Below are 25946 nucleotides of genomic sequence, written 5' to 3'. Positions count from 1 at the left end.
GAAGCCTGACACCCCGTGGCGCCCTCGGCTTCATCGCGAGCGAGCTCGCTCCTACAGAGGATCAAAAAAATCCCCCGGAATCTGACGAATACGGGGGATTTTTTATGCCCGGCAGAATTTAGCGCTGATGCACCAGATTCCCTGCCGCATAGGTCTGCAGCACAGTCCGGTCATCACCCAGCGTCATCAACACAAACAACGTCTCGGCGATGTTATTGGCCTGCTTCAGGCGATAGCCCAGCAGCGGTGTGGCGTTGTAGTCCAACACGAGGAAGTCGGCGTCGGTGCCCTGTTGCAGGTTGCCGATCTTGTCTTCCAGGCGCAGCGCGCGGGCGCCACCGAGGGTGGCCAGGTACAGCGACTTGAACGGGCTCAGGCGCGCACCTTGCAGTTGCATGACCTTGTAGGCTTCGTTGAGGGTTTGCAGCAGCGAGAAACTGGTGCCGCCGCCGACATCGGTGCCGATGCCGACATTGAGGTTGTGCTTCTCGGCCATCGGCAGGTTGAACAGGCCGCTGCCGAGGAAGAAGTTCGAGGTCGGGCAGAACGAGATGGCCGAACCGGTTTCCGCCAGTCGCGCGCACTCGTCATCGCACAGGTGCACACCGTGGGCGAACACCGAGCGCTCGCCGAGCAACTGGTAGTGGTCGTAGACGTCCAGGTAGCCCTTGCGCTCCGGGAACAGCGCCTTGACCCACTCGATTTCCTTGAGGTTTTCACTGATGTGGGTCTGCATGTACAGATCCGGGTATTCGCTCAGCAACTGGCCGGCCAGGGTTAGCTGTTCCGGAGTGCTGGTCGGTGCGAAGCGTGGGGTGACCGCGTAGTGCAGGCGACCCTTGCCGTGCCAGCGCTCGATCAGCGCCTTGCTTTCCACGTAGCTGGATTCGGCGGTGTCGGTCAGGTAGTCCGGGGCGTTGCGGTCCATCATCACCTTGCCGGCGATCATCCGCAGGTCGAGCTGCCCGGCCGCTTCGAAGAACGAGTTCACCGATTGCGGGTGCACGCTGCCGAATACCAGCGCAGTGGTGGTGCCGTTGCGCAGCAATTCCTTGATGAAAATGTCCGCGACCTGGTCGGCGTGGGCCTTGTCGGCGAACTGGCTTTCGCACGGGAAGGTGTAGGTGTTGAGCCAGTCCAGCAACTGCTCGCCATAGGCGCCGACCATGCCGGTTTGCGGCAGGTGGATATGGGTGTCGATGAAGCCGGGAGTGATCAGTGCGTCCTGATAGTGGGTGATTTCGACGTCAGCCGGCAGGGTCGGCAGCAGTTCGCTGGCGTGGCCGAGGGCGCTGATCTGGCCGTTATCCACAACCAGCAAGCCGTCTTCGAAATACTCGTAGGACGCTTCGATACCAACGATGGCAGGGTCGGCGATGCTGTGCAGGATGGCGGCGCGGTAGGCTTTGCGAGTCAGTGGCATGGGGATTCTCAATGGGAGGCTTGGCTGCGGCGTGACGCAGGCAGCAGTTTGGCAATCGATCCGGCGCTGGCGGTGTGCTGCCCGAAGTTCGCGTTATAGGTGGCGATGATTTCGCCGGCGATGGAGATGGCGATTTCCACAGGCAGCTTGCCTTTGACTTCGCCGATGCCCATCGGGCAGCGCATGCGTTGCACAACGCTGCTGTCGAAACCGCGGTCGCGCAGACGATGTTCGAACTTCACCCGTTTGGTCTTCGAACCGATCAGGCCGAAGTAGGCGAAGTCGTTGCGCTTGAGGATCGCAGCGGTCAGTTCGAGGTCGAGTTGATGGTTGTGGGTCATCACGATGCAATAGCTGCCGGCGGGCAGGTCATCGATTTCATCCACCGGTTCTTCGCTGACGATCTTGCGCACGCCATGGGGGATCTGCTCGGGGAATTCTTCCTCCCGCGAGTCGATCCAGCGCACCCGGCAAGGCAGGCCAGCGAGCAGTGGCACCAGCGCTCGGCCCACGTGGCCGGCACCGAACACGGCGATCTGCGCCTGCACCTGGCCCATCGGTTCGAACAGCAATACCGTCGCACCACCGCAGCATTGGCCCAGGCTGGCGCCGAGGCTGAAGCGCTCCAGATGCGTGTCCTGCTTGCCGCTGGCGAGCATCTCACGGGCGATCTTCATGGCCTTGTATTCCAGGTGCCCGCCACCGATGGTGTCGAAGCTCTGGTTAGCGCTGATGACCATCTTCGAGCCGGCATTGCGCGGCGTCGAGCCGAGCTCTTCGATGATGGTGACCAGCACGCAGGGCTCACCCCGGTTTTGCAGGTCGGCGAGGGCGTCGATCCAGTTGTACATGTTCACCTCGACATCTTTGTTGTCTGTTCGGGCCTCTTCGCGAGCAGGCTCGCTCCCACATGTTGATCTCTGTCATTCACAAAATTTGTGCCCACTGGAGATCCATTGTGGGAGCGAGCCTGCTCGCGAAGGCCGCACCTCGGTCTAGAGCGAAGCCAACTCGGTCTCGGTCTCGACAGCCTTCGCCGCCTTCAGCTGGCGCATCTGCTCACAACCCCACAGCACCCGCTCCGGAGTCGCCGGTGCGTCGATTTTCGGTTGATGCTTGTAATCGCCCAGGCTCGCCACGGCGTCCTTGATCGCACACCACGAAGCGATGCCGAGCATGAACGGCGGCTCGCCCACGGCCTTGGAATGGAACACCGTGTCTTCCGGGTTCTTGCGGTTTTCCACCAGCTTGACGCGCAGGTCCAGCGGCATGTCCGCCGCGGTCGGGATCTTGTAGCTGGCCGGGCCGTTGGTCATCAGCTTGCCCTTGTCGTTCCACACCAGCTCTTCCATGGTCAGCCAGCCCATGCCCTGGATGAAGCCGCCCTCGACCTGACCAATGTCGATGGCCGGGTTGAGCGAGGCGCCGACGTCGTGGAGGATGTCGGTGCGCAGCATCTTGTATTCGCCGGTCAGGGTATCGACCAGCACCTCGCAGCACGCCGCGCCGAAGGCGAAGTAGTAGAACGGACGGCCACGGGCCTGGCTGCGGTCGTAGTAGATTTTCGGGGTCTTGTAGAAGCCGGTGCTCGACAGCGACACCTGGGCGAAATACGCCTGCTGGATCAGTGCTTCGAAGGTCAGGATGTGATCGCGGACCCGCACGTGGCCGTTGTGGAATACCACGTCTTCTTCGCTGACCTTGTATTGGCGCGCGGCGAATTCCACCAGGCGTTTCTTGATGGTTTCAGCCGCGTTCTGCGCAGCCTTGCCGTTCAGGTCGGCACCACTGGAAGCGGCGGTCGGCGAGGTGTTCGGCACCTTGTCGGTGTTGGTCGCGGTGATTTGCACGCGGTCCATTTCCACCTGGAACACTTCGGCCACGACCTGCGCGACCTTGGTGTTCAGGCCCTGGCCCATTTCGGTGCCGCCGTGGTTGAGGTGGATGCTGCCGTCGGTGTAGACGTGCACCAAGGCACCTGCCTGGTTGAGGAAGCTGGCGGTGAAAGAGATACCGAATTTCACCGGGGTCAGCGCCAGGCCTTTTTTCAGGATCGGGCTGTTGGCGTTGTAGCGACGGATCGCTTCGCGACGCTCGGCGTACTGGCTGCTTTCTTCAAGTTCCACGGTCATCTCTTCGAGCATGTTGTGCTCGACGGTCTGGTAGTAGTGGGTGACGTTGCGCTCGGTCTTGCCGTAGTAGTTGGCCTTGCGCACCGCCAGCGGATCGAGGGCCAGGTAACGGGCGATGGCGTCCATCACTTCTTCGATGGCAACCATGCCTTGCGGGCCGCCGAAACCACGGTAGGCGGTGTTCGACGCGGTGTTGGTCTTGCAGCGGTGACCGTTGATGGTCGCGTCGCCCAGGTAGTACGAGTTGTCCGAGTGGAACATCGCCCGGTCGACGATCGACGCCGACAGGTCAGGCGAGCAACCGCAGTTGCCGGCCAGTTCCAGGTTGATGCCGTGCAGGCGGCCGGTGCTGTCGAAGCCGACGTCGTACTCGACATAGAACGGGTGACGCTTGCCGGTCATCAGCATGTCTTCGACACGCGGCAGGCGCATCTTGGTCGGTTGGCCGGTGAGGTGCGCGATCACCGCGCACAGGCACGCCGGGCTCGCCGCCTGGGTTTCCTTGCCGCCGAAACCGCCGCCCATGCGGCGCATGTCGACGACGATCTTGTTCATCGACACGTCCAGCACTTCGGCCACCAGTTTCTGCACTTCGGTGGGGTTCTGGGTGGAGCAGTAGACGATCATGCCGCCGTCTTCGGTGGGCATCACCGAAGAGATCTGGGTTTCCAGGTAGAAGTGCTCCTGGCCGCCGATGTGCAGGGTGCCCTGGATGCGGTGCTCGGCGGTGGCCAGCGCCGTGGCCGAATCGCCGCGTTTGTGGGTGTGGCTGTCGAGTACGAAGTGGCGTTTGCGCAGGGCTTCGACCACATCCAGCACGGGCTCGAGGTCTTCGTATTCGATGATCGCGGCCATGGCCGCTTTACGCGCGGTTTCCAGGTCTTTCGCGGCCACGGCGAGCACCGGTTGACCGACGAATTGCACAGTATCGATGGCCAGCAGCGGATCGCCCGGCAGCAACGGACCGATGTCTTTCAGGCCCGGCACGTCTTCGTGGGTGATGGCGATGCGCACGCCTTCGAAGGCGTAGCAGGGCGCGGTGTCAATGCTGATGATTCGGGCATGGGCACGGTCTGACATGCGTGCATAGACGTGCAACTGGTTTGGAAACTCCAGGCGATCGTCGATGTACTGCGCTTCGCCGGCCACATGCTTGGCGGCGCTGTCGTGCTTGACGCTGCGGCCGACACCGGTGGTCAGGTCCTTGGCGAACAGTTCAGCCAGTTCGGCTTGGGTCTTCTCTACGGCGTGATGATTAGACATAAGCGGTCACCCGAGTCTCGATGTGCGGTGTTTGCAGTTCAATGAAGTATTTGCGCAGCAGGTTCTGCGCGCTGAGCAGGCGGTATTCCTTGCTGGCACGGAAGTCCGAGAGCGGCGTGAAGTCTTCGGCCAGGGCAGCGCAGGCACGCTCGATAGTGGTGCTGTTGAATGGCGAGCCGAGCAACGCGGCTTCGCAAGCAGCGGCGCGTTTCGGGATGGCCGCCATGCCGCCGAAGGCGACGCGGGCTTCAGCGACCACGCCGTTCTCCAGGCGAAAGTTGAAGGCTGCACACACGGCAGAAATGTCGTCGTCCAGGCGCTTGGAGATCTTGTAGGCGCGGAACAGTTTTTCGACGCTGGCGCGCGGCACGATGATCTTCTCGATGAACTCGCTTTCCTGGCGCGCCGTGACGCGGTAATCGATGAAGTAATCTTCCAGTGCCAGGGTGCGGCGGGTTTCGCCTTTGCACAGCACGATTTGCGCGCCGAGGGCGATCAGCAGGGGCGGTGAGTCACCAATCGGCGAGGCGTTACCGATGTTGCCGCCAAGGGTGCCCTGGTTGCGGATCTGCAACGACGCGAAGCGATGCAGCAATTCACCGAAGTCCGGGTACTCGGCGTTCAAGGCCTCGTAGCAATCGGACAGGGCCGTGGCGGCGCCGATTTCCAGGCGATCGTCAAAACGTTCGATGCGCTTCATCTCGGCGACGTTGCCGACGTAGATCATCACCGGCAGAGTGCGGTGGAACTGCGTGACTTCCAGCGCCAGGTCAGTACCGCCGGCCAGCAGGCGGGCCTGTGGATAAGCGTCGTAGAGGTCGGCCAGGTCGGCCACGGTCAGCGGCACCAGGCAGCGCTTGTCGCCACTGTTGAGTTCGCCGATATCGGTCGGGGCAATGGCTTTCAGGCGCGCGATGGTGTCGGCCTCGCGGGCGTCGAACTGGTCCGGTTGCTTGGCGCAGCAGGACTGCTCGGCGGCTTCCAGGATCGGCCGGTAGCCGGTGCAGCGGCACAGATTGCCGGCCAGTGCTTCGTGGGCCTTGGCATGGTCCGGCGCATCGCTGTTCTTTTGCAGGGCAAACAGCGACATCACGAAGCCGGGGGTACAAAAGCCGCATTGCGAGCCGTGGCACTCGACCATGGCTTTCTGCACGCTGTGCAGTTCACCCTTGTGCTTGAGGTCTTCAACGCTGATGAGCTGTTTGCCGTGCAGGGACGACACGAACGTCAGGCACGAGTTGAGGCTGCGATAGCGAATGTGTTCACGGCCGTCGTCATCGGTCTGCAATTCGCCGACCACCACGGTGCAGGCGCCGCAGTCACCGCTGGCGCAGCCTTCTTTGGTGCCGGGCTTGCCCACATGGTCGCGCAGATAATTGAGCACGGTCAGGTTCGGGTCCAGGGCGTGCTCGCTACGGAGTTCCTGGTTTAGTAAAAACTGGATCACGGAAGGCCTCGCAGACTCATTATTGTTGTTAACCGACAGGAACTGAATTTAGCAGGTCTGACTTTTCGGTCAATGATTTTCTGACTTAAGGGTCAGGAAATTGCAATTTGTCGACTAACCACCTGTTCCTTAATTATTGTCGTTGGTTCGATCGCCTGCTTTTTTTGCTTGAATCGTGCCAAAAACCTCCGGGCGGGCACTCCGCCCTGATGCAGCAATTGCGCTACACTGCGCCGCTTGTACAGATCGAAGAGTTTGAAGAACAACCATGACGTTCAAGGCGCCGGACAGCCTCGCCGAGCAAATCGCTCACCACCTCGCCGAACGTATCATTCGCGGCGAAATGAAGCCCGGAGAGCGCATCCAGGAACAGAAAGTCACGCTGGCCCTCAATGTCAGCCGTGGTTCGGTTCGCGAGGCCTTGCTGATCCTCGAACGTCGGCACCTGATCGCGATCCTGCCGCGACGTGGCGCCCACGTTACCGAACTCACCGCGCACAAGGTGCAGAGCCTGTGCACATTGATGAGCGAGCTCTACATTCTGCTCGGTAACTCGGTGGCCAGTAGCTGGAAAACCCAGGCCGACATGGCGCCGTTCGTGCAGATCCAGCAGCGCCTGACGGCCAGCTACGAGCGTCAGGATATCCGCACCTTCGTCGACGACAGCTTCAATGTGATGCGCGCCGCGTATCCGTTCGCCAACAACCCGTACTTGCAGGAAACCGTCGAGAATCTGCAGCCGGCCATGAGCCGCGCGTATTTCCTTGCTCTGGACCAGCGCAAAGCGTCAATGAGCGAATTCCTGGAGCTGTTCGAGCGCTTGCTCGCTGCCGTGCTGGCCCGTGATTTTCCGCAGATCCGCGAAGTGCTGACGGCTTACGCCCAGCGCAGCTGCGATCTGGTGGTTTCTGCCCTGACGGACGCCTGAGCGTGCGGCTCAAGTGCATCAAGCTGGCGGGGTTCAAGTCCTTCGTCGACCCGACTACGGTGAACTTCCCCAGTAACATGGCGGCGGTGGTCGGGCCCAATGGCTGCGGCAAATCGAACATCATCGACGCCGTACGCTGGGTGATGGGCGAGAGTTCGGCGAAGAACCTGCGCGGCGAGTCGATGACCGACGTCATCTTCAACGGCTCCACCAGCCGCAAACCGGTGAGCCAGGCGAGCATCGAACTGGTATTCGATAATTCCGACGGCACGTTGCTCGGCGAGTACGCCGCCTATGCGGAAATTTCCATTCGCCGCAAAGTGACCCGCGACAGCCAGACCACCTATTACCTCAACGGCACCAAATGCCGGCGCCGCGACATCACCGATATCTTTCTCGGCACCGGCCTCGGCCCGCGCAGCTACTCGATCATCGAGCAGGGGATGATCTCCAAGCTGATCGAGTCCAAGCCCGAAGACCTGCGTAACTTCATCGAAGAAGCGGCGGGCATCTCCAAGTACAAGGAGCGCCGGCGCGAGACGGAAAACCGCATCCGCCGCACCCACGAAAACCTTGAGCGCCTGACCGACCTGCGCGAAGAGCTCGAGCGTCAACTCGAACGCTTGCACCGCCAGGCCGAGGCCGCCAAGAAGTATCAGGAATTCAAGGGCGAGGAGCGTCAGCTCAAGGCCCAGCTGTCGGCCCTGCGCTGGCAGGCGCTGAACGATCAGGTCGGCCAGCGTGAAGCGATCATCGGCAACCAGGAAGTTTCTTTCGAAGCCCTGGTGGCCGAACAGCGCAATGCCGACGCAAGCATCGAACGCCTGCGTGACGGCCACCACGACCTCTCGGAACGCTTCAATCTGGTGCAGGGGCGCTTCTACTCGGTTGGCGGCGATATTGCCCGGGTCGAGCAGAGCATCCAGCACGGTCAGCAGCGTTTGCGCCAGTTGCAGGACGACCTGAAAGAAGCCGAGCGCGCTCGCCTGGAAACCGAATCTCACCTGGGCCACGACCGCACGCTGCTGCTGACCCTCGGCGAAGAGCTGGACATGCTCACCCCGGAACAGGAAGTCACCAGCGCCGCCGCGGAAGAGGCCGCTGCCGCGCTGGAAGAGTCCGAAACCACCATGCACGGCTGGCAAGAGCAGTGGGATACGTTCAACCACACCGCGGCCGAACCACGACGTCAGGCCGAAGTGCAGCAATCGCGGATCCAGCAACTGGAAACCAGCCTGGAGCGCCTGGCGGACCGGCAGAAGCGTCTTGGCGAAGAACGCGCCTTGCTCTCGGCGGACCCGGAAGACGCGGCGATCATGGAGCTCAGCGAGCAGCTCGCCGAATCCGAAGCAACCCTTGAGGATTTGCAGACCAGCGAAGAAGCGCAGGTCGAAAAGCTCGAACAGTTGCGTCAGGAACTGCAGCAGGCTCTGACGGCACAACAGCAGGCCCAGGGCGACTTGCAGCGGCTCAACGGTCGGCTGGCTTCACTCGAAGCCTTGCAGCAAGCCGCGCTCGATCCGGGCACCGGCACCGCCGAATGGCTGCGTGAACAGAATCTTGCGAATCGTCCGCGCCTGGCCGAAGGCCTGAAGGTTGAGGCCGGTTGGGAGCTGGCGGTGGAAACCGTGCTTGGTGCCGACCTGCAAGCGGTGCTGGTCGACGATTTCAACGATTTCGATCTGTCCGGGTTCGCCCAAGGCGATCTGCGCTTGCTCAGCCCGGCCAGCGATGGCGTACGGGTGCCGGGCAGCTTGCTGGACAAGGTCGAGGCGCAGATCGATCTGTCGCCGTGGCTGGGGCAGGTCAAGCCGGTCGACAGTCTCGAACAGGCCCTGGCCTTGCGCGGTCAACTGGCTGCCGGGCAGAGCCTGGTCAGCCGCGACGGTTACTGGGTCGGTCGGCATTTTCTGCGGGTGCGTCGGGCCAGTGAAGCCGAAAGCGGCGTGCTCGCTCGCGGTCAGGAAATCCAGCAACTGGGCCTTGAACGCGAAGAGCGCGAAGCCGCGGTCGAAACCCTGGAAACCCGACTGCAGAATCTCAGGGCGCAGCAGCGTCAGCAGGAAAACGGTCGCGAACATCTGCGCCGTTTGCTGCAGGACGAAGCACGCCAGCAAGGTGAATTGAAGGCTCAATTGTCCGCCGGCAAAGCCAAGGCTGAACAGTTGACCCTGCGCCGAACCCGCCTCGACGAAGAGCTCACCGAGCTGGACGAGCAGCGGGCCCTGGAACACGAGAACATCGGCGAAGCGCGCCTGCAGTTGCAGGAAGCCCTCGACAGCATGGCGCTGGACACCGAGCAGCGTGAGTTGCTGTTGGCCCAGCGCGACAGCCTGCGTGAACGTCTGGACCGGGCGCGTCAGGAAGCCCGGCAGCACAAGGATCACGCCCACCAGTTGGCGGTGCGTCTGGGCTCGCTCAAGGCGCAGCACGATTCCACACGCCAGGCGCTGGAGCGTCTGGAGATGCAGTCCGAGCGGCTGACGGAAAAACGCGAGCAACTGAGCCTCAATCTGGAGGAGGGCGAAGCGCCACTGGAAGAACTGCGTCTGAAACTCGAGGAGTTGCTCGACAAACGCATGACCGTCGACGAAGAACTCAAGACCGCGCAGATCGCCCTCGAAGACGCCGACCGCGAACTGCGCGACGCCGAGAAGCGCCGCAGCCAGGCCGAACAGCAATCCCAGTTGATTCGCAGCCAGCTCGAAACCCAGCGCATGGAATGGCAGGCCCTGAGCGTACGCCGCAAGACCTTGCAGGACCAATTGCTGGAAGACGGCTACGATCTCCATGGCGTACTCGCGACGTTGACCGCCGAGGCCAGCGAGAAGGACGCCGAGGAAGAGCTCGAGCGCATCGCTGCGAGGATCCAGCGCCTGGGCGCGATCAACCTGGCGGCCATCGATGAGTACCAGCAACAATCGGAACGTAAACGTTATCTGGATGCGCAGAACGACGATCTGGTGGAAGCGCTCGATACCCTCGAGAACGTGATTCGCAAGATCGACAAGGAAACCCGTAACCGTTTCAAGGATACCTTTGATCAGATCAATGGCGGTTTACAGGCGCTTTTCCCAAAAGTTTTCGGTGGAGGCCGCGCGTATTTGGAACTGACGGGCGAAGATTTACTCGATACAGGGGTAACAATCATGGCGCAGCCGCCCGGAAAGAAGAACAGCACCATCCATTTGCTCTCCGGCGGCGAAAAAGCCCTGACCGCATTGGCCCTGGTTTTTGCGATCTTCAAATTGAACCCGGCGCCGTTCTGCATGCTCGATGAGGTTGACGCGCCACTGGATGACGCTAACGTTGGACGCTACGCGCGATTGGTAAAAGAAATGTCACAGACAGTGCAGTTCATCTATATCACCCACAACAAGATCGCCATGGAAATGGCCGAGCAACTGATGGGAGTGACGATGCACGAACCCGGTTGTTCGCGTCTGGTGGCAGTGGATGTCGAGGAGGCGATGGCAATGGTGGATGCCTGAGTCGTGGTTGCAGGAAAGGGTGTTTACGGTTTGTAGGACTCTTTTACTGGCTTCGACCTGCTGGCCAATCGACATATTCGCGCTAGCCAATGTGGTAGACGGTGTAAAGTTACCTTTGGTCGTGCTAGTTTAATGTCAATTTTTCGTATACGTGGGCAAAACGCCTGTCAGAACATAGAGTTGGCGCCACGTTTTAAAGCGGTTTGCAGGTTGTAAACCCCTTATTTTTCAGCATTTTTCATAGAGGCACGGGATTACATGGAAATCGGTCTGCGCGAGTGGCTGATCGTCATCGGCATTATTGTCATTGCCGGTATTCTTTTCGATGGCTGGCGCCGTATGCGCGGCGGCAAGGGAAAACTGAAGTTCCGTCTTGATCGAAGTCTGTCCAGCCTGCCGGACGAGGAAGGCAGCACCAGCGCCGAGCTGCTGGGCCCGCCACGCGTGCTGGACACACATAAAGAGCCGCAACTGGACGAGCAGGATCTGCCGTCGGTGAGCATGCCGGCCCGCGAGCCTCGCGAGTCGGGGTCCAAGCGCGGCAAGCGTGGCCACGGCGAACCTTCCCAGGGCGACATGAACCTCAGCCTGGATCTGGACGGCGGCCCAAGCTTCAGCAGTCGCGACGACGACTTCCCGGATGACACCAAGGCTTCGCCTTCGGTCAACGGCAAAGAACAACCGCAAGCTGAAGAAGTGCTGGTGATCAGCGTGATCTGCCGCGACGCTGCCGGCTTCAAGGGGCCGGCGCTGTTGCAGAACATTCTGGAGAGCGGCCTGCGTTTCGGCGAAATGGATATTTTCCACCGTCACGAAAGCATGGCAGGCAACGGCGAGGTGCTGTTCTCCATGGCTAACGCGGTCAAGCCGGGCGTATTCGACCTGGACGACATCGACCACTTCAGCACCCCGGCGGTGAGCTTCTTCCTCGGTCTGCCAGGCCCGCGTCATCCCAAGCAAGCCTTCGATGTGATGGTGGCAGCGGCGCGCAAATTGTCCCAGGAGCTCAACGGCGAACTGAAGGACGACCAGCGCAGCGTACTGACCGCCCAGACGATCGAGCACTACCGTCAGCGCATCGTCGAATTCGAACGCCGCGCTTTGACCCAGAAGCGTTAAAGTCAAAAGATCGCAGCCTCGTTTCACTCGACAGCTCCTACAGGGTTCGCGGTTTTCTGTAGGCGCTGTGTAGGAGCTGTCGAGTGAAACGAGGCTGCGATCTCTTGAACCTGATGAGATTAAATAGGAGCAGCCTCGGCTGCTCTTTTGCTTTATGAGAGAACACCCATGACCGCCGCCAAGAACCGTATTTTAGAGCTGCGCGCTGAGCTGGATCAGCACAACTATCGCTACCACGTGCTCGACGAGCCGAGCATTCCGGACGCCGAATACGACCGTTTGTTCAACGAGCTCAAGGCGCTGGAAGCGGCCAATCCCGAACTGATCACCAGTGACTCGCCAACCCAGCGAGTGGGCAGTGCGGCGCTGTCGGCGTTTACCCAGGTGCGTCACGAAGTGCCGATGCTCAGCCTCGGCAACGCCTTCGAAGAAACCGACATGCGCGAGTTCGATCGCCGCGTGACCGAGGGCCTGGATTTGCCAGCGGGCGACCTGTTCGGTGGCGGCGCGACAGTCGAGTACAGCTGCGAACCCAAGCTCGATGGCCTGGCCGTCAGCCTGCTGTATCAGGACGGCGTACTGGTACGCGGCGCCACGCGCGGCGACGGCACCACAGGTGAAGACATCAGCGTCAACGTGCGCACCGTACGCAACATTCCGCTCAAGCTGCACGGTACTGGCTGGCCGGCGACCCTGGAAGTGCGCGGCGAGGTGTTCATGTCCAAGGCCGGTTTCGAACGGCTTAATGCCACGCAGCTGGAAGTTGGCGGCAAGACCTTCGCCAACCCGCGCAACGCGGCGGCGGGCAGTTTGCGCCAGCTGGATTCGAAGATTACCGCCAATCGTCCGCTGGAGTTCTGCTGCTACGGCATCGGCCAGGTGTCTGCCGATATCGCCGATTCCCACATCGGCAACCTCAAGCAGTTGCAAGCCTGGGGTATGCCGATCAGCCACGAACTGAAGCTGGCCAACGGTATCGCTGAATGCCTGGATTACTATCGCGACATCGGCGAACGTCGCAGCGCGCTGCCGTATGAAATCGACGGCGTGGTGTTCAAGGTCAACAGCATTGCCTCCCAGCGCGAACTGGGTTTTCGCGCCCGTGAGCCGCGTTGGGCCATCGCCCACAAATTCCCGGCGATGGAAGAGCTTACCGAACTGCTCGATGTGGAATTCCAGGTCGGCCGCACCGGTGCGGTGACGCCGGTGGCGCGTCTGAAACCGGTCAAGGTCGCGGGTGTCACGGTGGCCAATGCAACGCTGCACAACATGGACGAAGTCGCGCGCCTGGGCCTGATGATCGGCGACACGGTGATCATTCGCCGCGCCGGTGACGTGATTCCGCAGGTGGTGCAAGTGGTCATGGAGCGTCGTCCGGAAAACGCCCGGCCGGTGCAGATTCCCGAGCGTTGCCCGGTGTGCGGTTCCCATGTCGAGCGCACGCAGCTGATCAAACGCAGCAAGGGGCGCGAGACGGTCAGCGAAGGCGCGGTGTATCGCTGCGTCGGTCGCCTGGCCTGCGGCGCGCAACTCAAGCAGGCAATCATTCACTTCGTTTCCCGTCGTGCCATGGACATCGAAGGCCTGGGCGAGAAGAGCGTTGAGCAACTGGTCGACGAAGGCCTGGTGAGTTCGCCGGCCGATCTGTACGCCCTGACTTTCGAGCAGATCGTCGATCTGGAAGGCTTTGCCGAACTGTCGAGCAAGAACCTGCTCGGCGCCATCGAAGACAGCAAGAAGCCGAGCCTGGCACGGTTCATCTACGCCCTCGGGATTCCCGATGTCGGTGAGGAGACGGCCAAGGTCCTGGCGCGCTCCCTGGGTTCGCTGGAGCGGGTGCAACAGGCCTTGCCACAGGTGCTGACGTACTTGCCGGATGTCGGGCTGGAAGTCGCGTACGAAATCCACAGCTTCTTCGAGGACACGCATAACCAGCAGGTGATCGCTGATTTGCTCAGGCATGGCATGCAGATTCAGGATCAGGGCGAGTTGGGGGCCGAGTTTTCGGCGAGCACCACGCTGGGTGGTTTCCTCGACAAGTTGCATATCCCCTTGGTCGGTCCGGGTGGGGCGCAGAAACTGGCGGACAAATTCGGTTCGCTGCAAGGAGTGATCGGCGCGGACTGGCTGGACATGCGTCAGGCGCTCCCAGAGAAGCAGGCCAATTCGGTACGCGATTTTTTTGCGGTCGAAGAAAATCGCCAATTGGCCGAAGCGGCCGAGAAGCAGCTGGCCGATTTCGGCATGCACTGGCAGAGCGAGAAGAAGGTCGTCGAAGGCCTCCCGCTGGCCGGGCAGACCTGGGTGCTGACCGGCTCGCTGGAGTTGATGAGCCGCGATGTGGCCAAGGACAAGCTCGAAAGTCTGGGGGCCAAGGTGGCGGGCTCGGTGTCGGCCAAGACCCATTGCGTGGTCGCAGGTCCTGGCGCCGGGTCGAAGTTGGCCAAGGCTAATGAGTTGGGACTGAAGGTGCTGGATGAAGAGGCGTTTGTTGAAACATTGCGCGGGTACGGCAAGGTAGATTGAGTAGCAATTCAACCTGTAGGAGCGAGCCTGCTCGCGATGGTGGATCAGGCGCATTGATGTCGACTGACACTCCATCGCGAGCAGGCTCGCTCCTACAGGTGTTGCGTTCGACCTGGGAACGATCCTTCTTGGGAAATGATCTAGTCTTGGCAAGCCCCAGGGAGAGATCGCCATGTACCCTTTCTTCGAGCAGCTCAGCTCGCGCATCGCCGCGCCGTTCATGGGCGAGCGTTCACGCAACAGCAAGGTCTGGTCCTGTCGTTGCGGGCAGTCGTTGTTCTTTCGCAACAGCCAGTGCCTGGCTTGTTCAACGGCGTTGGGTTATCAGCCGGAGCGGAGTCGCCTGTCTGCGCTGCAACCGGGTGTACAAACGGGCACCTGGCTGCTTGATGTCGATCCCGGGGCTGGCCTGTTTCGACGCTGCGCCAACCTCGACTCCCCGGCAGCCTGTAATTGGTTGCTGCCAGTCAATGACCATGACGTCTTGTGCATTGCCTGCAGCCTCAATCGCACCATTCCTGATCTGTCGATAGCCGAAAACCACGAGCGCTGGGGCAAGGTGGAAACCGCCAAGCGGCGTCTGGTCGCGCAGTTGCTCAGTCTGGGGTTGCAGGTGATTCCCAAAACAATCGATGAAGAGACTGGCCTTGCCTTCGATTTCATTGGCGTGGACCTGGAAGGAAAGCTGCCGACCACGGGCCATGCCAACGGCCTGGTCACCCTCGATATCAAGGAAGCCGACGACGCCCACCGCGAGCAGGTGCGGGTGCAAATGCACGAACCCTATCGCACGTTGCTCGGGCATTTTCGTCACGAAGCCGGGCATTACTACTGGGACCGATTGATCGCCAACAGCCAGTGGCTTGAGCCTTTTCGCGATCTGTTCGGTGATGAGCGCGCCAGCTATGCCGAAGCCCTCGAGCGACATTATCAGCAGAGCGCGCCGCTTGACTGGCAGCAGCACTACGTCAGCGCCTACGCCACCATGCACCCGTGGGAAGACTGGGCCGAGACCTGGGCGCATTACCTGCACATGATGGATGCGGTGGACACCGCGCTGGGATTCGGCATGAGCGCCCGGGACATGGACTTCGACTATCAACCGTTTCCGCTGGATACCCTCTACGATCCGCAGCATCCCGATGGCGCGGCATTTCTGTCGTTCGTCAACGCCTGGATCGAACTGGCCGGCATGCTCAATGAACTGTCGCGCAGCATGGGGCAGCCGGATTTCTATCCGTTCGTCCTGCCGCCGGCGGTGATCGCCAAGCTGCACTTCATTCATCTGGTGATTCAACAGGAGGGCGGCAGGGCGGATGAGGTGTTGGCGCAATAGGATCAAAAGATCGCAGCCTGCGGCAGCTCCTACATGGATCGGTGTACACCTGTAGGAGCTGCCGCAGGCTGCGATCTTTTAAGGCCAGCGCATGTCCTTGAAGCAGCTCATATTTTTTAATATCCCCGAACGGTTGTAACTTCGCCTCAGATAGGTACAATGGCGCGGCTCGCCGACAGGTGAGCGTCGTTATGGTGACCCTATCGGTCCCCCCGCAACGATCAACCGTGAACCCGGTCAGGCCTGGAAGGGAGCAGCCGCAGCGGTGACATTGTGTGCCGGGGTGTGGCTGGTAGGGTTACCACCTTAACGCCTTGCGAGTGTTCTCTCGCGTTATTTATCTGAAAACAGACTTTCACTAGCTGCCAGGATCTTGTCCGGGGCGGTTTTTTGTCGTTTCCGATTTATCCACAGCCGCAGGCTCGTTACCGATATACAGCCGAACTATCGCATCGATCTCCCCGGACATCTTCATCCGCACCAGGGTGCGCAGAATGAGCTGCACTGGCACTTGCGGATCGTTGCGTATATAGCAGCCGAGATTCTGCTCCTGCAGCACCGCCGCGCTGTGCAACTGTTGGTCCGACAGCAGCCGTTGATTGAACCAGTCCAGGCTCCATTGATTGCTGACGGCATAGCGGTTGCGGCCGGCGAGGAGTTTTTCCAGCACCAGTTCCTGATTGCGTGCGTCGTCGCGATGCAGTTGGCCGGTGTCGAACAGCGGTTGCAGGGCCGGGTAGCTGTAGCCCAGCACGGTGCCGATGGGCTGATCTGGCAAATCCGCCGGGTTCACAGCAGTGGGGCGCGCGTTCCGGGTGACCAACAGGTCGGGCTGGGTAAAGAGCGGGATGCTCCAGAGGTAGTCGCCGGACTGATGGGGCAGCCATGATTGCGCGGCATAACAGCGGACATCGACTTCGCCTTGCTCCATGGCGTTTTGCACTCGCCCGCGGGGCAGTACATGGAATTCAGCCGGTACGCCGACCTGGGTCGCGAGGCTGAGCATCACGTCATACAGGATGCCCTGGGTCGGTTTGTCCTGTTCAAGTTGCACCATGGGCATGGTCCAACTGTCGGTTATCACGAAGCGCAGCGGTGCTTGCGCCGCCACGCCGTCCAGGCTGATCAACAGCAATGCCCCCAAGGCCAGCCGCATAAACACTCCGTTAATAGCCCCCGATGTGCAGCTTAGCCACAATACACGAGCGCACCGGATGCAATTTGTGCCTTGCTCCGCTAGCATTAGCCGCTTCTGCTTCCTTCGCTGCGACGGTTTTCGATGAGTTATCAGGTTCTTGCACGTAAATGGCGCCCGCGCTCGTTCCGCGAAATGGTCGGCCAGACCCATGTGCTCAAGGCTCTGATCAATGCCTTGGACAGCCAGCGGCTGCACCACGCGTACCTGTTTACCGGTACCCGGGGGGTCGGCAAGACCACCATCGCGCGGATCATTGCCAAATGCCTTAACTGTGAGACAGGAATCACTTCGACCCCCTGTGGCGAATGCTCGGTGTGTCGCGAAATCGACGAAGGCCGCTTTGTCGACCTGATCGAGATCGATGCCGCGAGCCGCACCAAGGTCGAAGATACCCGCGAGTTGCTCGACAACGTGCAGTACGCCCCGAGCCGTGGGCGCTTCAAGGTCTACCTGATCGACGAAGTGCACATGCTCTCCAGCCATTCCTTTAACGCGCTGCTCAAAACCCTCGAGGAGCCGCCACCCTACGTCAAGTTCATCCTGGCCACCACCGACCCGCAGAAACTTCCTGCAACGATTTTGTCGCGGTGCCTGCAGTTCTCCCTGAAGAACATGACGCCGGAACGCGTGGTCGAGCACTTGACCCATGTTCTGGGTGTCGAGAACGTGCCGTTCGAAGACGATGCGCTGTGGCTGCTGGGCCGCGCCGCCGACGGGTCGATGCGTGATGCCATGAGCCTGACCGACCAGGCGATTGCCTTCGGTGAGGGCAAGGTCATGGCCGCCGATGTGCGGGCGATGCTCGGGACCCTCGATCACGGGCAGGTCTACGACGTCCTGCATGCGCTGATCGAAGGCGATGCCAAGGCGTTGCTCGAAGCTGTCCGCCACCTGGCCGAGCAAGGCCCGGACTGGAACGGCGTGCTTTCGGAAATTCTCAATGTGCTGCACCGCGTTGCCATCGCCCAGGCCTTGCCGGAAGGCGTCGATAACGGTCACGGCGACCGTGATCGCGTGCTGGCACTGGCCCAGGCCCTGCCGGCTGAAGACGTGCAGTTCTACTACCAGATGGGCCTGATCGGCCGCCGCGACCTGCCGCTGGCGCCGGATCCCCGGGGCGGCTTTGAAATGGTGTTGCTGCGGATGCTGGCGTTCCGCCCCGCAGACACCGCGGATGCCCCGAGGCAACCGCTAAAGCCAGTGGGGATCAGCCAGGCCACAGTTGATTCCGCAAACTCAGTGGCTGCCGCGCCGGTTGTTGCGCCGGTAGTCGCTGCGGCCGTTGCACCGATAGCGGCGGCGCCAGTGGCGACGCCAGCGCCTGCACCGGAACCGGTTGCGCCGGTCGTTGTGCCTGTTCCAGAACCTGCGCCTGTGGTTGAAGCGGTCGTGGTCGAAGAGGTTGTCGACTTGCCGTGGAATGACCCGGTCGAGCCCGCGCCCGTTCAGCAATCGGCGGTGGAGCCTGTACTGGAAACCGTCAGCGATCAACCCGAATTACCGCCGATGCCGTTGCCGACGCCGGACAGCGTGGTGCCGGACGCCCCGGAGTGGGCCGCCGCGCCGATCCCGGAACCTTCGGTGGCCGACGTCGATGCCGCGACGCCGGGCATGGACCTGGATGACGAGCCGCCGCTGGACGAGGATTACATCGAGCCGGACATGGATTCGGCCTACAGTTACCTCGACGAGCTGGCCAGCGAACATGCCGCCGATCCGGCTCCTGAGCCCGAGCCTGAGCCCGCGGCAATGCCGGCCACCGGTTTGGCCCTGCAATGGCTGGAGCTGTTTCCGAAATTGCCGATCTCCGGCATGACTGGCAGTATCGCCGCCAACTGCACGCTGATCGCGGTGGATGGCGACAATTGGCTGATGCACCTGGACCCGGCCCACGGTGCCTTGTTCAACGCCACTCAGCAGCGTCGCCTGAACGATGCGCTGAACCAGTATCATCAGCGCACACTGACCCTGAGCATCGAGCTGATCAAGCCCGAGCAGGAAACCCCGGCACAAGCGGCTTCGCGCCGCCGCGCCAACCGTCAGCGCGAGGCGGAGGAATCGATCCACGGTGATCCGTTCATCCAGCAAATGATGCAGCAGTTCGGTGCGGTGGTCCGTAACGATACTATTGAACCTGTCGACGCCCTGGTCGCTCAGGGCTAATAACTGAAGGCGCTCGGCCGCATGGGTCGAGGGCTGTTTTGATCCAAGTACTTTTGAGGTGATTACCATGATGAAAGGTGGCATGGCCGGCCTGATGAAGCAGGCGCAGCAGATGCAGGAAAAAATGGCCAAGATGCAGGAAGAGCTGGCCAACGCCGAAGTCACCGGTAAGGCCGGTGGCGATATGGTCACCGTGGTGATGACCGGTCGTCACGACGTCAAGAGCGTGACCATCGACCCAAGCCTGGTTGAAGGCATGAGCGAAGACGACAAGGAAATGCTGGAAGCGGTCATCGCATCCGCGGTCAACGATGCCGTGCGCAAGATCGAAGCCAACAGCCAGGACAAAATGGGTAGCATGACTGCCGGCATGCAACTGCCGCCGGGCATGAAACTGCCATTCTGATTCGCCTTCAGGCGGCAGATGAGTTACAAAAATGCCAGGCATAGCGCCTGGCATTTTTGTTTCTGGCTGTTAGGTATTTGTCGCCCGTGACGCCGCCTTCGCGAGCAGGCTCGCTCCCACAGGGGATTGCATTCCAAATGTGGGAGCGAGCCTGCTCGCGAAGAAGTCGCCCCCGGTCCAACTGAGTAAACATCGAACGCCATACCGCCACAAAGGTCTGCTCCCTATATCACCGAGTCCCATCGATCACAGGAGACGCTGCCATGTCCGACCCCATGACCCTCAATCAACGCATTGTCCTGGCTTCACGCCCGATAGGCGCGCCAACGCCGGAAAACTTTCGCATGGAGCGGGTGGCGCTGCCGGATCTGGCCGACGGTCAGGTGCTGCTCAAGACCGTTTTCCTGTCGCTCGATCCCTACATGCGCGGACGCATGAGTGACGCACCGTCCTACGCAGCACCGGTGGAAATCGGCGAAGTCATGACCGGCGGCGCTGTCAGCCGGGTCGAACGCTCGCTCAATCCGAAGTTTCAGGAAGGTGATCTGGTGGTCGGTGCCACCGGTTGGCAAAGCCACAGCATCAATGACGGGCGCAGCATCATCCCCGTGCCATCGGGATTGCCAAGTGCGTCGATGGCCCTTGGCGTGCTGGGAATGCCGGGCATGACCGCGTATATGGGCCTGATGGACATTGGCCAGCCCAAGGCTGGCGAGACCCTGGTGGTTGCAGCGGCGTCCGGGGCGGTGGGTTCGGTGGTCGGCCAGGTGGCTAAGATCAAGGGCTTGCGCGTGGTCGGCGTGGCGGGTGGTGCGAAAAAGTGCCGTTATGTGGTCGACGAGTTGGGCTTCGACGCCTGCATCGACCACAGGAGCCCGGATTTTGCTGAGGAACTGGCGCAAGCCTGTCCCAAGGGGATCGACATCTACTACGAAAACGTCGGCGGCAAGGTATTCGACGCCGTGGTGCCGTTGCTCAATCCCAAGGCGCGGATTCCACTCTGCGGCCTGATTGCCTCCTATAACGCCTATGAAGCGCCGAGCGGGCCGGATCGCCTGCCACTGTTGCAGCGCACCCTGTTGACCAAGCGGGCGCGCATCCAGGGCTTCATCGTGTTCGATGACTATGGTGATCGCCAGCCGGAATTCCTCAGTGCCATGGCGCCCTGGGTGCGCGATGGCAAGGTCAAGTTCCGCGAAGACGTGGTCGATGGCCTGGAGCAGGCTCCAGATGCGTTCATCGGTATGCTGGAAGGGCGCAACTTCGGTAAATTGGTGGTTCGGGTTTCCCGTGACTGAGTAATTGACGCTGCAATTTGACGCTCAACCGAGGCGCGGGTATAAACCGCGTCTCGTTGTTTTGTCGGACTTTTCCACCATGAGCTTCAGCCCTTTGATTCGCCAACTGATCGACGCCCTGCGAATTTTGCCCGGCGTGGGTCAGAAAACCGCCCAGCGCATGGCGTTGCAGTTGCTCGAGCGTGACCGCAGCGGCGGCTCGCGACTGGCGCTGGCCCTGAGCCAGGCCATGGAAGGGGTCGGTCACTGCCGCTTGTGCCGAACGCTGACCGAAGATGATCTCTGCCCGCAATGCGCCGATACCCGTCGCGACGACACCTTGCTCTGCGTGGTGGAAGGCCCGATGGACGTCTATGCGGTGGAGCAGACTGGTTTTCGCGGGCGTTATTTCGTGCTCAAGGGGCATCTTTCGCCGCTCGACGGCCTGGGGCCGGAAGCCATCGGCATTCCGCAATTGATGGCTCGGATCGAAGAGGCCGGCACTTTCACCGAAGTCATCCTGGCCACCAACCCGACCGTGGAAGGTGAAGCCACCGCGCACTACATCGCTCAATTGCTCAGCAACAAAGGCCTGATCGCCTCGCGTATCGCCCACGGCGTGCCGCTCGGTGGTGAACTGGAGCTGGTGGATGGCGGGACGCTGGCGCATTCGTTTGCCGGGCGTAAGCCGATTTCTCTGTGAATTGAGTTGTTCTGGCTGACGCCTTCGCTGGCAAGCCAGCTCCTACATTCCTGTAGGAGCTGGCTTGCCAGCGAACCAGGCGCCTCGGCCTACCCGACTCACACAATCCTGTTGAAAACCAAGCAAGCGCTCGGTTAACTTCACTGACCCCTTCAGTGGAGCTCGCCGATGCCTGCCTTTCAGGAATACTTCGACCCCAGCCACCAATTGGTCCGTGACAGCGTCAGACGTTTCGTCGAGCGGGAGATTCTTCCTGATATCGAGCAGTGGGAAGAAGCCGAAAGCTTTCCTCGCGAGCTCTACCTCAAGGCCGGCGCGGCGGGGATTCTCGGCATCGGTTATCCGCAAGCCTACGGGGGCAGCCATGAAGGGGATCTGTTCGCCAAGGTGGCCGCCAGTGAAGAGTTGATGCGCTGCGGCTCAGGCGGGCTGGTTGCCGGCCTGGGCTCGCTGGATATCGGCTTGCCGCCCATTCTCAAGTGGGCCCGGCCCGAAGTGCGGGATCGTGTGCTGCCGCAGGTGCTGTCGGGAGAGAAGATCAGCGCCCTGGCCATTACCGAACCCGGCGGCGGCTCCGACGTCGCCAACCTGCAAACCCGCGCCGTGCGTGATGGCGATTTTTACCGGGTTAGTGGCAGCAAGACCTTTATCACCAGCGGTGTGCGCGCGGATTACTACACCGTTGCGGTGCGAACGGGTGAGCCAGGTTTCGCGGGCATCAGCCTGTTGTTGATCGAGAAGGGCACGCCCGGTTTCACCGTAGGGCGGCAGCTGAAGAAAATGGGCTGGTGGGCGTCAGACACAGCCGAACTGTTCTTCGATGATTGCCAGGTGCCCGCAGCAAATCTGATCGGCACCCAGAACATGGGCTTTGCCTGCATCATGGGCAATTTTCAGAGCGAGCGTCTGGCCCTGGCATTGATGGCCAACATGACCGCACAACTGGCGCTGGAGGAGAGCCTGAAATGGGCGCGCCAGCGGGAAGCCTTTGGCAGGCCGATCAGCAAGTTTCAGGTGATCAAGCATCGCCTTGCCGAGATGGCGACCGCGCTGGAAGTGTCTCGGGAGTTCACTTACCGCCAGGCCGCGAAAATGGCGGCGGGGCAGAGCGTGATCAAGGAAATTTCCATGGCCAAGAACTTTGCGACGGATACGGCAGACCGGATCGTCACCGATGCGGTGCAGATACTCGGTGGGCTGGGTTATATGCGCGAGAGCCTGGTGGAGCGGCTGTACCGCGACAACCGGATCCTGTCGATTGGCGGCGGGACGCGGGAAGTGATGAACGAGATCATCAGCAAGCAGATGGGGCTTTGAAGATATCTGGTGAGGCTACTGACGCCATCGCGAGCAGGCTCGCTCCTGCAGTGGATTGCATTCTTCCTGACAGAACGCGGTCGAATGTGGGAGCGAGCCTGCTCGCGATGGCGGTCTGACAGGCGCCACTTACTTATCGGAAAGGGCAAACTGCGTCAGGCAGAACGTAGGAATACCCATGTCTTCCAGGCGCTGCGAGCCACCCAGTTCCGGCAGATCGATAATCGCCGCAGCTTCATGCACCCGCGCGCCCATGCGACGGATCAGGTTGGCGGCGGCAATCAGGGTGCCGCCGGTCGCGATCAGGTCATCGAACATCACCACCGAATCCCCCTCGCACAGGCTGTCGGCGTGCACTTCCAGGAAGGCTTCGCCGTACTCGGTCGCATAGCCCTCGGCCAGCACGTCAGCCGGCAACTTGCCTTGCTTGCGAAACAGCACCAGCGGCTTGTTCAACTGATAGGCCAGTACCGAACCGATCAGGAAACCACGGGCGTCCATTGCGCCGACGTGGGTAAAGTCAGCCTCGACGTAACGGTGGGCGAAGCTGTCCATCACCAGGCGCAGGGCCGTGGGCGACTGGAACAGCGGGGTGATGTCGCGAAAGATCACTCCCGGTTTCGGGAAGTCGATGACAGGGCGGATGAGGGATTTGATGTCGAAGGAATCGAAGGCCATAGTCGAGGAATCCTGGCAGGGCTGCAAACGACTCAGTATAACGGCGGCTGAACCGTTCCGCGCAGCCGCAACGGTTCGTTTCAGCTTTCCAGTGAGCCGCCGGCCAGGGCGCACAGCTGGATCGGGTCGATAATCCGGATTTCCTTGCCTTCTGCCGCAATCAGTTCGTTTTGCTGGAAGCGCGTGAAGACGCGGGACACGGTTTCCACTGCCAGGCCCAGGTAGTTGCCGATTTCGTTACGCGACATGCTCAGGCGGAACTGATTGGCGGAAAAGCCCCGGGCGCGGAAACGTGCCGAGAGATTGACCAGGAAGGTGGCGATGCGTTCGTCGGCAGTCTTTTTCGACAACAGCAGCATCATCTGCTGGTCGTCACGGATTTCGCGACTCATCACCCGCATCAGCTGACGGCGCAACTGCGGCAATTGCAGGGCCAGTTCGTCGAGGCGTTCGAAAGGAATTTCACACACTGAGGTGGTTTCCAGGGCTTGTGCCGACACCGGGTGCTTTTCGGTGTCCATGCCCGACAGGCCGACCAGTTCGCTGGGCAGGTGGAAACCGGTGAGTTGTTCTTCACCGGTGTCGCTCAGGCTGAAGGTCTTGAGGGCGCCAGAACGGACTGCGTAGACAGAATCGAAGGTATCGCCCTGGCGAAACAGGAATTCGCCTTTTTTCAGCGGCCGGCCACGTTTGACGATTTCGTCCAGCGCATCCATGTCTTCCAGATTCAGCGAAAGTGGCAGGCAAAGAGGGGCCAGGCTGCAATCCTTGCAATGGGCTTGATTATGAGCGCGCAGTTTTACTGGCTCGGACATTTCTTCAATCCTTGTGGGAATTCACACATAAGACGTAAGGGTAACTCACCATAGGATATCGAGGCCAGTCTGGGGCGCTTGCTTGCAGAATTAGATTACCCGTGAAAAACGCTGGCGACTGTGTTGTTCCAGGTACGCGTCGAACACCATGCACACCGAGCGCACCAACAATCGCCCGGCGGGCAGGATGGTGATCCTGTCGCGATCGAGTTCGATCAGCCCGTCTTTGGCCATGTCTTGCAACTGGGGCCAGAGATCGCCGAAATAGCCCTGGAAATCGATATTGAAGGCTTGCTCGATGTCGGCGTATTCGAGACTGAAATTGCAGATCAATTGCTGGATGACCGCGCGCCGCAGGCGGTCGTCCGCGTTGCACAGCAGGCCTCGGCTGGTGGCCAGTTGCGACGTGGCAAGGACGTTCTGATACTCGTTCAGGTCGCTGCTGTTCTGGCAGTACAGGTCGCCGATCTGGCTGATTGCCGACACGCCGAGGCCGACCAAGTCGCAATGACCGTGGGTGGTATAGCCCTGGAAATTGCGTTGTAGGGTCGATTCTTCCTGGGCAATCGCCAGCTCATCGTCGGGCAGGGCGAAGTGGTCCATGCCGATGTAGCGGTAGCCGGCCGTGATCAGTTGCTCGATGGTGCGCTGCAGCATCTCCAGCTTCTGCGCAGGCGTCGGCAGCTCATTGCCGTTGATGCGCCGCTGGGGCATGAAGCGTTCCGGCAAGTGGGCATAGTTGAACACCGATAACCGGTCCGGTTGCAGGTGGATGACCTCTTCAACGGTACGAGCGAAATTCTCCGGCGTCTGTTTCGGCAGGCCGTAGATCAGGTCGATGTTGATCGAGCGAAACTGCAAGGTGCGGGCGGCATCGATCACCGCGCGGGTTTCTTCCAGGCTTTGCAGGCGATTGACTGCACGTTGCACTGCCGGGTCGAGGTCTTGCAGGCCGATGCTGACCCGATTGAAACCCAGTTCGCGCAGCAGGCCCATGGTCGACCAGTCGGCCTCGCGCGGGTCGATCTCGATGCTGTAGTCGCCGGAGTCGTCGTCCAGCAAATTGAAGTGCTTGCGCAAATGCGCCATCAACTGGCGCAGTTCGTCGTGGCTGAGAAAGGTCGGCGTGCCGCCGCCGAAGTGCAGTTGCTCGACTTTCTGCGTGGGGTCGAGGTGGCAGGCGATCAACTGGATTTCCTGTTCCAGGCGCTGCAAGTACGGCTGCGCCCGGCCGCGATCCTTGGTGATGACTTTGTTGCAGGCGCAGTAATAGCAAATGTTCGCGCAGAACGGCACGTGCACGTACAGCGACAACGGGCGTTGAGCCTTGCGGCTGTCGCGCAGGGCATGGAACAGGTCGAAAGTGCCGACCTGGCTGTTGAACTGCGCGGCGGTCGGGTACGAGGTATAGCGTGGTCCCGCCAGGTCATAACGGCGGATCAGATCAGTGTCCCAACGAATGGCGTCGAGCATCATGCGGGCATTCCCCCGGATAGGCTGGCAGTGTTTGCGAGTCTAGGGAGAAGTGCGCAAAGGCATCTTGATTTGCATCAAAGGGTGTCAAGATCAAAAGATCGTCCGAACGCGGCCCGAGCCTTCGGCAGCTCCTACAGGTGTACGCCAATCCATGTAGGAGGGGCCGCCTCGTCTTCGACGCCGCGCTGTCGCGCAGCAAACTGAGGGAGCTAGAGTTGAAGAGCGTGCGCGGGGCAGAGACCGTCATT

Annotated in this window: 18 protein-coding genes and 1 other RNA gene; 11 read left to right on the top strand and 8 right to left on the bottom strand. The window is 60.9% G+C overall.

Annotated elements, in window-relative coordinates:
* Positions 1-118: 118 nt before the first annotated feature.
* The 4 genes from guaD to xdhA form a co-directional block, all read right to left on the bottom strand.
* A complete protein-coding gene (gene guaD, locus C8K63_RS23745; RefSeq protein WP_108218896.1) occupies positions 119-1423 on the bottom strand; it encodes a guanine deaminase in 1305 nt (434 codons plus the stop codon).
* 8 nt (positions 1424-1431) lie between these two features.
* On the bottom strand, positions 1432-2274 hold the full coding sequence (gene xdhC, locus C8K63_RS23740; protein ID WP_108218895.1) for a xanthine dehydrogenase accessory protein XdhC: 843 nt from the start codon (positions 2272-2274) through the stop codon (positions 1432-1434).
* A 144-nt stretch (positions 2275-2418) separates the two neighbouring features.
* A complete protein-coding gene (gene xdhB / locus C8K63_RS23735) occupies positions 2419-4818 on the bottom strand; it encodes a xanthine dehydrogenase molybdopterin binding subunit (RefSeq protein ID WP_108218894.1) in 2400 nt (799 codons plus the stop codon).
* On the bottom strand, positions 4811-6265 hold the full coding sequence (xdhA, locus tag C8K63_RS23730) for a xanthine dehydrogenase small subunit (RefSeq protein ID WP_108218893.1): 1455 nt from the start codon (positions 6263-6265) through the stop codon (positions 4811-4813). Before xdhA ends, xdhB begins: the two co-directional genes overlap by 8 nt.
* 268 nt (positions 6266-6533) lie before the next feature.
* Between xdhA and C8K63_RS23725 the strand changes: the two genes are divergently transcribed.
* The 6 genes from C8K63_RS23725 (at position 6534) to ffs (ending at position 15963) form a co-directional block, all read left to right on the top strand.
* Complete coding sequence (locus C8K63_RS23725; protein ID WP_108218892.1) at positions 6534-7193, top strand: GntR family transcriptional regulator; 660 nt, start codon at positions 6534-6536, stop codon at positions 7191-7193.
* A 2-nt stretch (positions 7194-7195) separates the two neighbouring features.
* On the top strand, positions 7196-10684 hold the full coding sequence (smc, locus tag C8K63_RS23720) for a chromosome segregation protein SMC (protein ID WP_108218891.1): 3489 nt from the start codon (positions 7196-7198) through the stop codon (positions 10682-10684).
* Positions 10685-10942: 258 nt separating this feature from the next.
* Positions 10943-11803 (top strand): cell division protein ZipA, encoded by an 861-nt coding sequence (gene zipA / locus C8K63_RS23715; RefSeq protein ID WP_108218890.1) that lies wholly within the window; start codon positions 10943-10945, stop codon positions 11801-11803.
* A 168-nt stretch (positions 11804-11971) separates the two neighbouring features.
* The gene (gene ligA, locus C8K63_RS23710; protein WP_108218889.1) at positions 11972-14329 is read left to right on the top strand and encodes an NAD-dependent DNA ligase LigA; all 2358 of its coding nucleotides are present in this window, start codon (positions 11972-11974) and stop codon (positions 14327-14329) included.
* Between the two features lie 172 nt (positions 14330-14501).
* Positions 14502-15665, top strand: coding sequence for a putative zinc-binding metallopeptidase (locus C8K63_RS23705; protein WP_108218888.1), 1164 nt, complete (start codon positions 14502-14504; stop codon positions 15663-15665).
* Between the two features lie 201 nt (positions 15666-15866).
* An RNA gene (ffs, locus tag C8K63_RS23700) (signal recognition particle sRNA small type) lies at positions 15867-15963 on the top strand.
* Positions 15964-16023: 60 nt separating this feature from the next.
* Here the strand turns inward: ffs and C8K63_RS23695 are convergent.
* Complete coding sequence (locus tag C8K63_RS23695; protein WP_108218887.1) at positions 16024-16821, bottom strand: ABC transporter substrate-binding protein; 798 nt, start codon at positions 16819-16821, stop codon at positions 16024-16026.
* A 123-nt stretch (positions 16822-16944) separates the two neighbouring features.
* Between C8K63_RS23695 and dnaX the strand changes: the two genes are divergently transcribed.
* The 5 genes from dnaX (at position 16945) to C8K63_RS23670 (ending at position 22729) form a co-directional block, all read left to right on the top strand.
* Entirely contained in the window at positions 16945-19026 is a 2082-nt protein-coding gene (gene dnaX, locus C8K63_RS23690; protein ID WP_108218886.1) for a DNA polymerase III subunit gamma/tau, read from the top strand.
* A gap of 67 nt (positions 19027-19093) precedes the next feature.
* Positions 19094-19432 carry a YbaB/EbfC family nucleoid-associated protein gene (locus tag C8K63_RS23685; protein WP_007971455.1) on the top strand — a complete coding sequence of 113 codons (339 nt, stop codon included), beginning with the start codon at positions 19094-19096 and terminating at the stop codon, positions 19430-19432.
* 263 nt (positions 19433-19695) lie between these two features.
* Entirely contained in the window at positions 19696-20730 is a 1035-nt protein-coding gene (locus C8K63_RS23680; RefSeq protein ID WP_108218885.1) for an NADP-dependent oxidoreductase, read from the top strand.
* Between the two features lie 79 nt (positions 20731-20809).
* Entirely contained in the window at positions 20810-21412 is a 603-nt protein-coding gene (gene recR / locus C8K63_RS23675; RefSeq protein WP_007995809.1) for a recombination mediator RecR, read from the top strand.
* 168 nt (positions 21413-21580) lie between these two features.
* Entirely contained in the window at positions 21581-22729 is a 1149-nt protein-coding gene (locus tag C8K63_RS23670; protein ID WP_108218884.1) for an acyl-CoA dehydrogenase family protein, read from the top strand.
* A gap of 129 nt (positions 22730-22858) precedes the next feature.
* Here C8K63_RS23670 and C8K63_RS23665 read toward each other — a convergent pair whose 3' ends face one another.
* The 3 genes from C8K63_RS23665 to hemN form a co-directional block, all read right to left on the bottom strand.
* The gene (locus tag C8K63_RS23665) at positions 22859-23407 is read right to left on the bottom strand and encodes an adenine phosphoribosyltransferase (protein WP_108218883.1); all 549 of its coding nucleotides are present in this window, start codon (positions 23405-23407) and stop codon (positions 22859-22861) included.
* A gap of 80 nt (positions 23408-23487) precedes the next feature.
* A complete protein-coding gene (fnr, locus tag C8K63_RS23660) occupies positions 23488-24222 on the bottom strand; it encodes a fumarate/nitrate reduction transcriptional regulator Fnr (RefSeq protein WP_007995802.1) in 735 nt (244 codons plus the stop codon).
* 90 nt (positions 24223-24312) lie between these two features.
* The gene (hemN, locus tag C8K63_RS23655; protein WP_108219052.1) at positions 24313-25695 is read right to left on the bottom strand and encodes an oxygen-independent coproporphyrinogen III oxidase; all 1383 of its coding nucleotides are present in this window, start codon (positions 25693-25695) and stop codon (positions 24313-24315) included.
* Between the last annotated feature and the right edge of the window lie 251 nt (positions 25696-25946).

Source organism: Pseudomonas sp. GV085 (assembly GCF_003050925.1).
Taxonomy (GTDB): domain Bacteria; phylum Pseudomonadota; class Gammaproteobacteria; order Pseudomonadales; family Pseudomonadaceae; genus Aquipseudomonas.
The sequence above is the reverse complement of the archived record's forward strand: the minus strand, read 5'-3'. Positions and strand labels throughout refer to the sequence as shown.

Bases quoted from the DNA above. Each gene is read 5' to 3' on its own strand.
- guaD (WP_108218896.1), bottom strand. From the start codon at position 1,423: ATGCCACTGACTCGCAAAGCCTACCGCGCCGCCATCCTGCACAGCATC.
- xdhC (WP_108218895.1), bottom strand. From the start codon at position 2,274: ATGTACAACTGGATCGACGCCCTCGCCGACCTGCAAAACCGGGGTGAG.
- xdhB (WP_108218894.1), bottom strand. From the start codon at position 4,818: ATGTCTAATCATCACGCCGTAGAGAAGACCCAAGCCGAACTGGCTGAA.
- C8K63_RS23725 (WP_108218892.1), top strand. From the start codon at position 6,534: ATGACGTTCAAGGCGCCGGACAGCCTCGCCGAGCAAATCGCTCACCAC.
- zipA (WP_108218890.1), top strand. From the start codon at position 10,943: ATGGAAATCGGTCTGCGCGAGTGGCTGATCGTCATCGGCATTATTGTC.
- ligA (WP_108218889.1), top strand. From the start codon at position 11,972: ATGACCGCCGCCAAGAACCGTATTTTAGAGCTGCGCGCTGAGCTGGAT.
- C8K63_RS23705 (WP_108218888.1), top strand. From the start codon at position 14,502: ATGTACCCTTTCTTCGAGCAGCTCAGCTCGCGCATCGCCGCGCCGTTC.
- C8K63_RS23695 (WP_108218887.1), bottom strand. From the start codon at position 16,821: ATGCGGCTGGCCTTGGGGGCATTGCTGTTGATCAGCCTGGACGGCGTG.
- dnaX (WP_108218886.1), top strand. From the start codon at position 16,945: ATGAGTTATCAGGTTCTTGCACGTAAATGGCGCCCGCGCTCGTTCCGC.
- C8K63_RS23685 (WP_007971455.1), top strand. From the start codon at position 19,094: ATGATGAAAGGTGGCATGGCCGGCCTGATGAAGCAGGCGCAGCAGATG.
- C8K63_RS23680 (WP_108218885.1), top strand. From the start codon at position 19,696: ATGTCCGACCCCATGACCCTCAATCAACGCATTGTCCTGGCTTCACGC.
- recR (WP_007995809.1), top strand. From the start codon at position 20,810: ATGAGCTTCAGCCCTTTGATTCGCCAACTGATCGACGCCCTGCGAATT.
- C8K63_RS23670 (WP_108218884.1), top strand. From the start codon at position 21,581: ATGCCTGCCTTTCAGGAATACTTCGACCCCAGCCACCAATTGGTCCGT.
- C8K63_RS23665 (WP_108218883.1), bottom strand. From the start codon at position 23,407: ATGGCCTTCGATTCCTTCGACATCAAATCCCTCATCCGCCCTGTCATC.
- fnr (WP_007995802.1), bottom strand. From the start codon at position 24,222: ATGTCCGAGCCAGTAAAACTGCGCGCTCATAATCAAGCCCATTGCAAG.
- hemN (WP_108219052.1), bottom strand. From the start codon at position 25,695: ATGCTCGACGCCATTCGTTGGGACACTGATCTGATCCGCCGTTATGAC.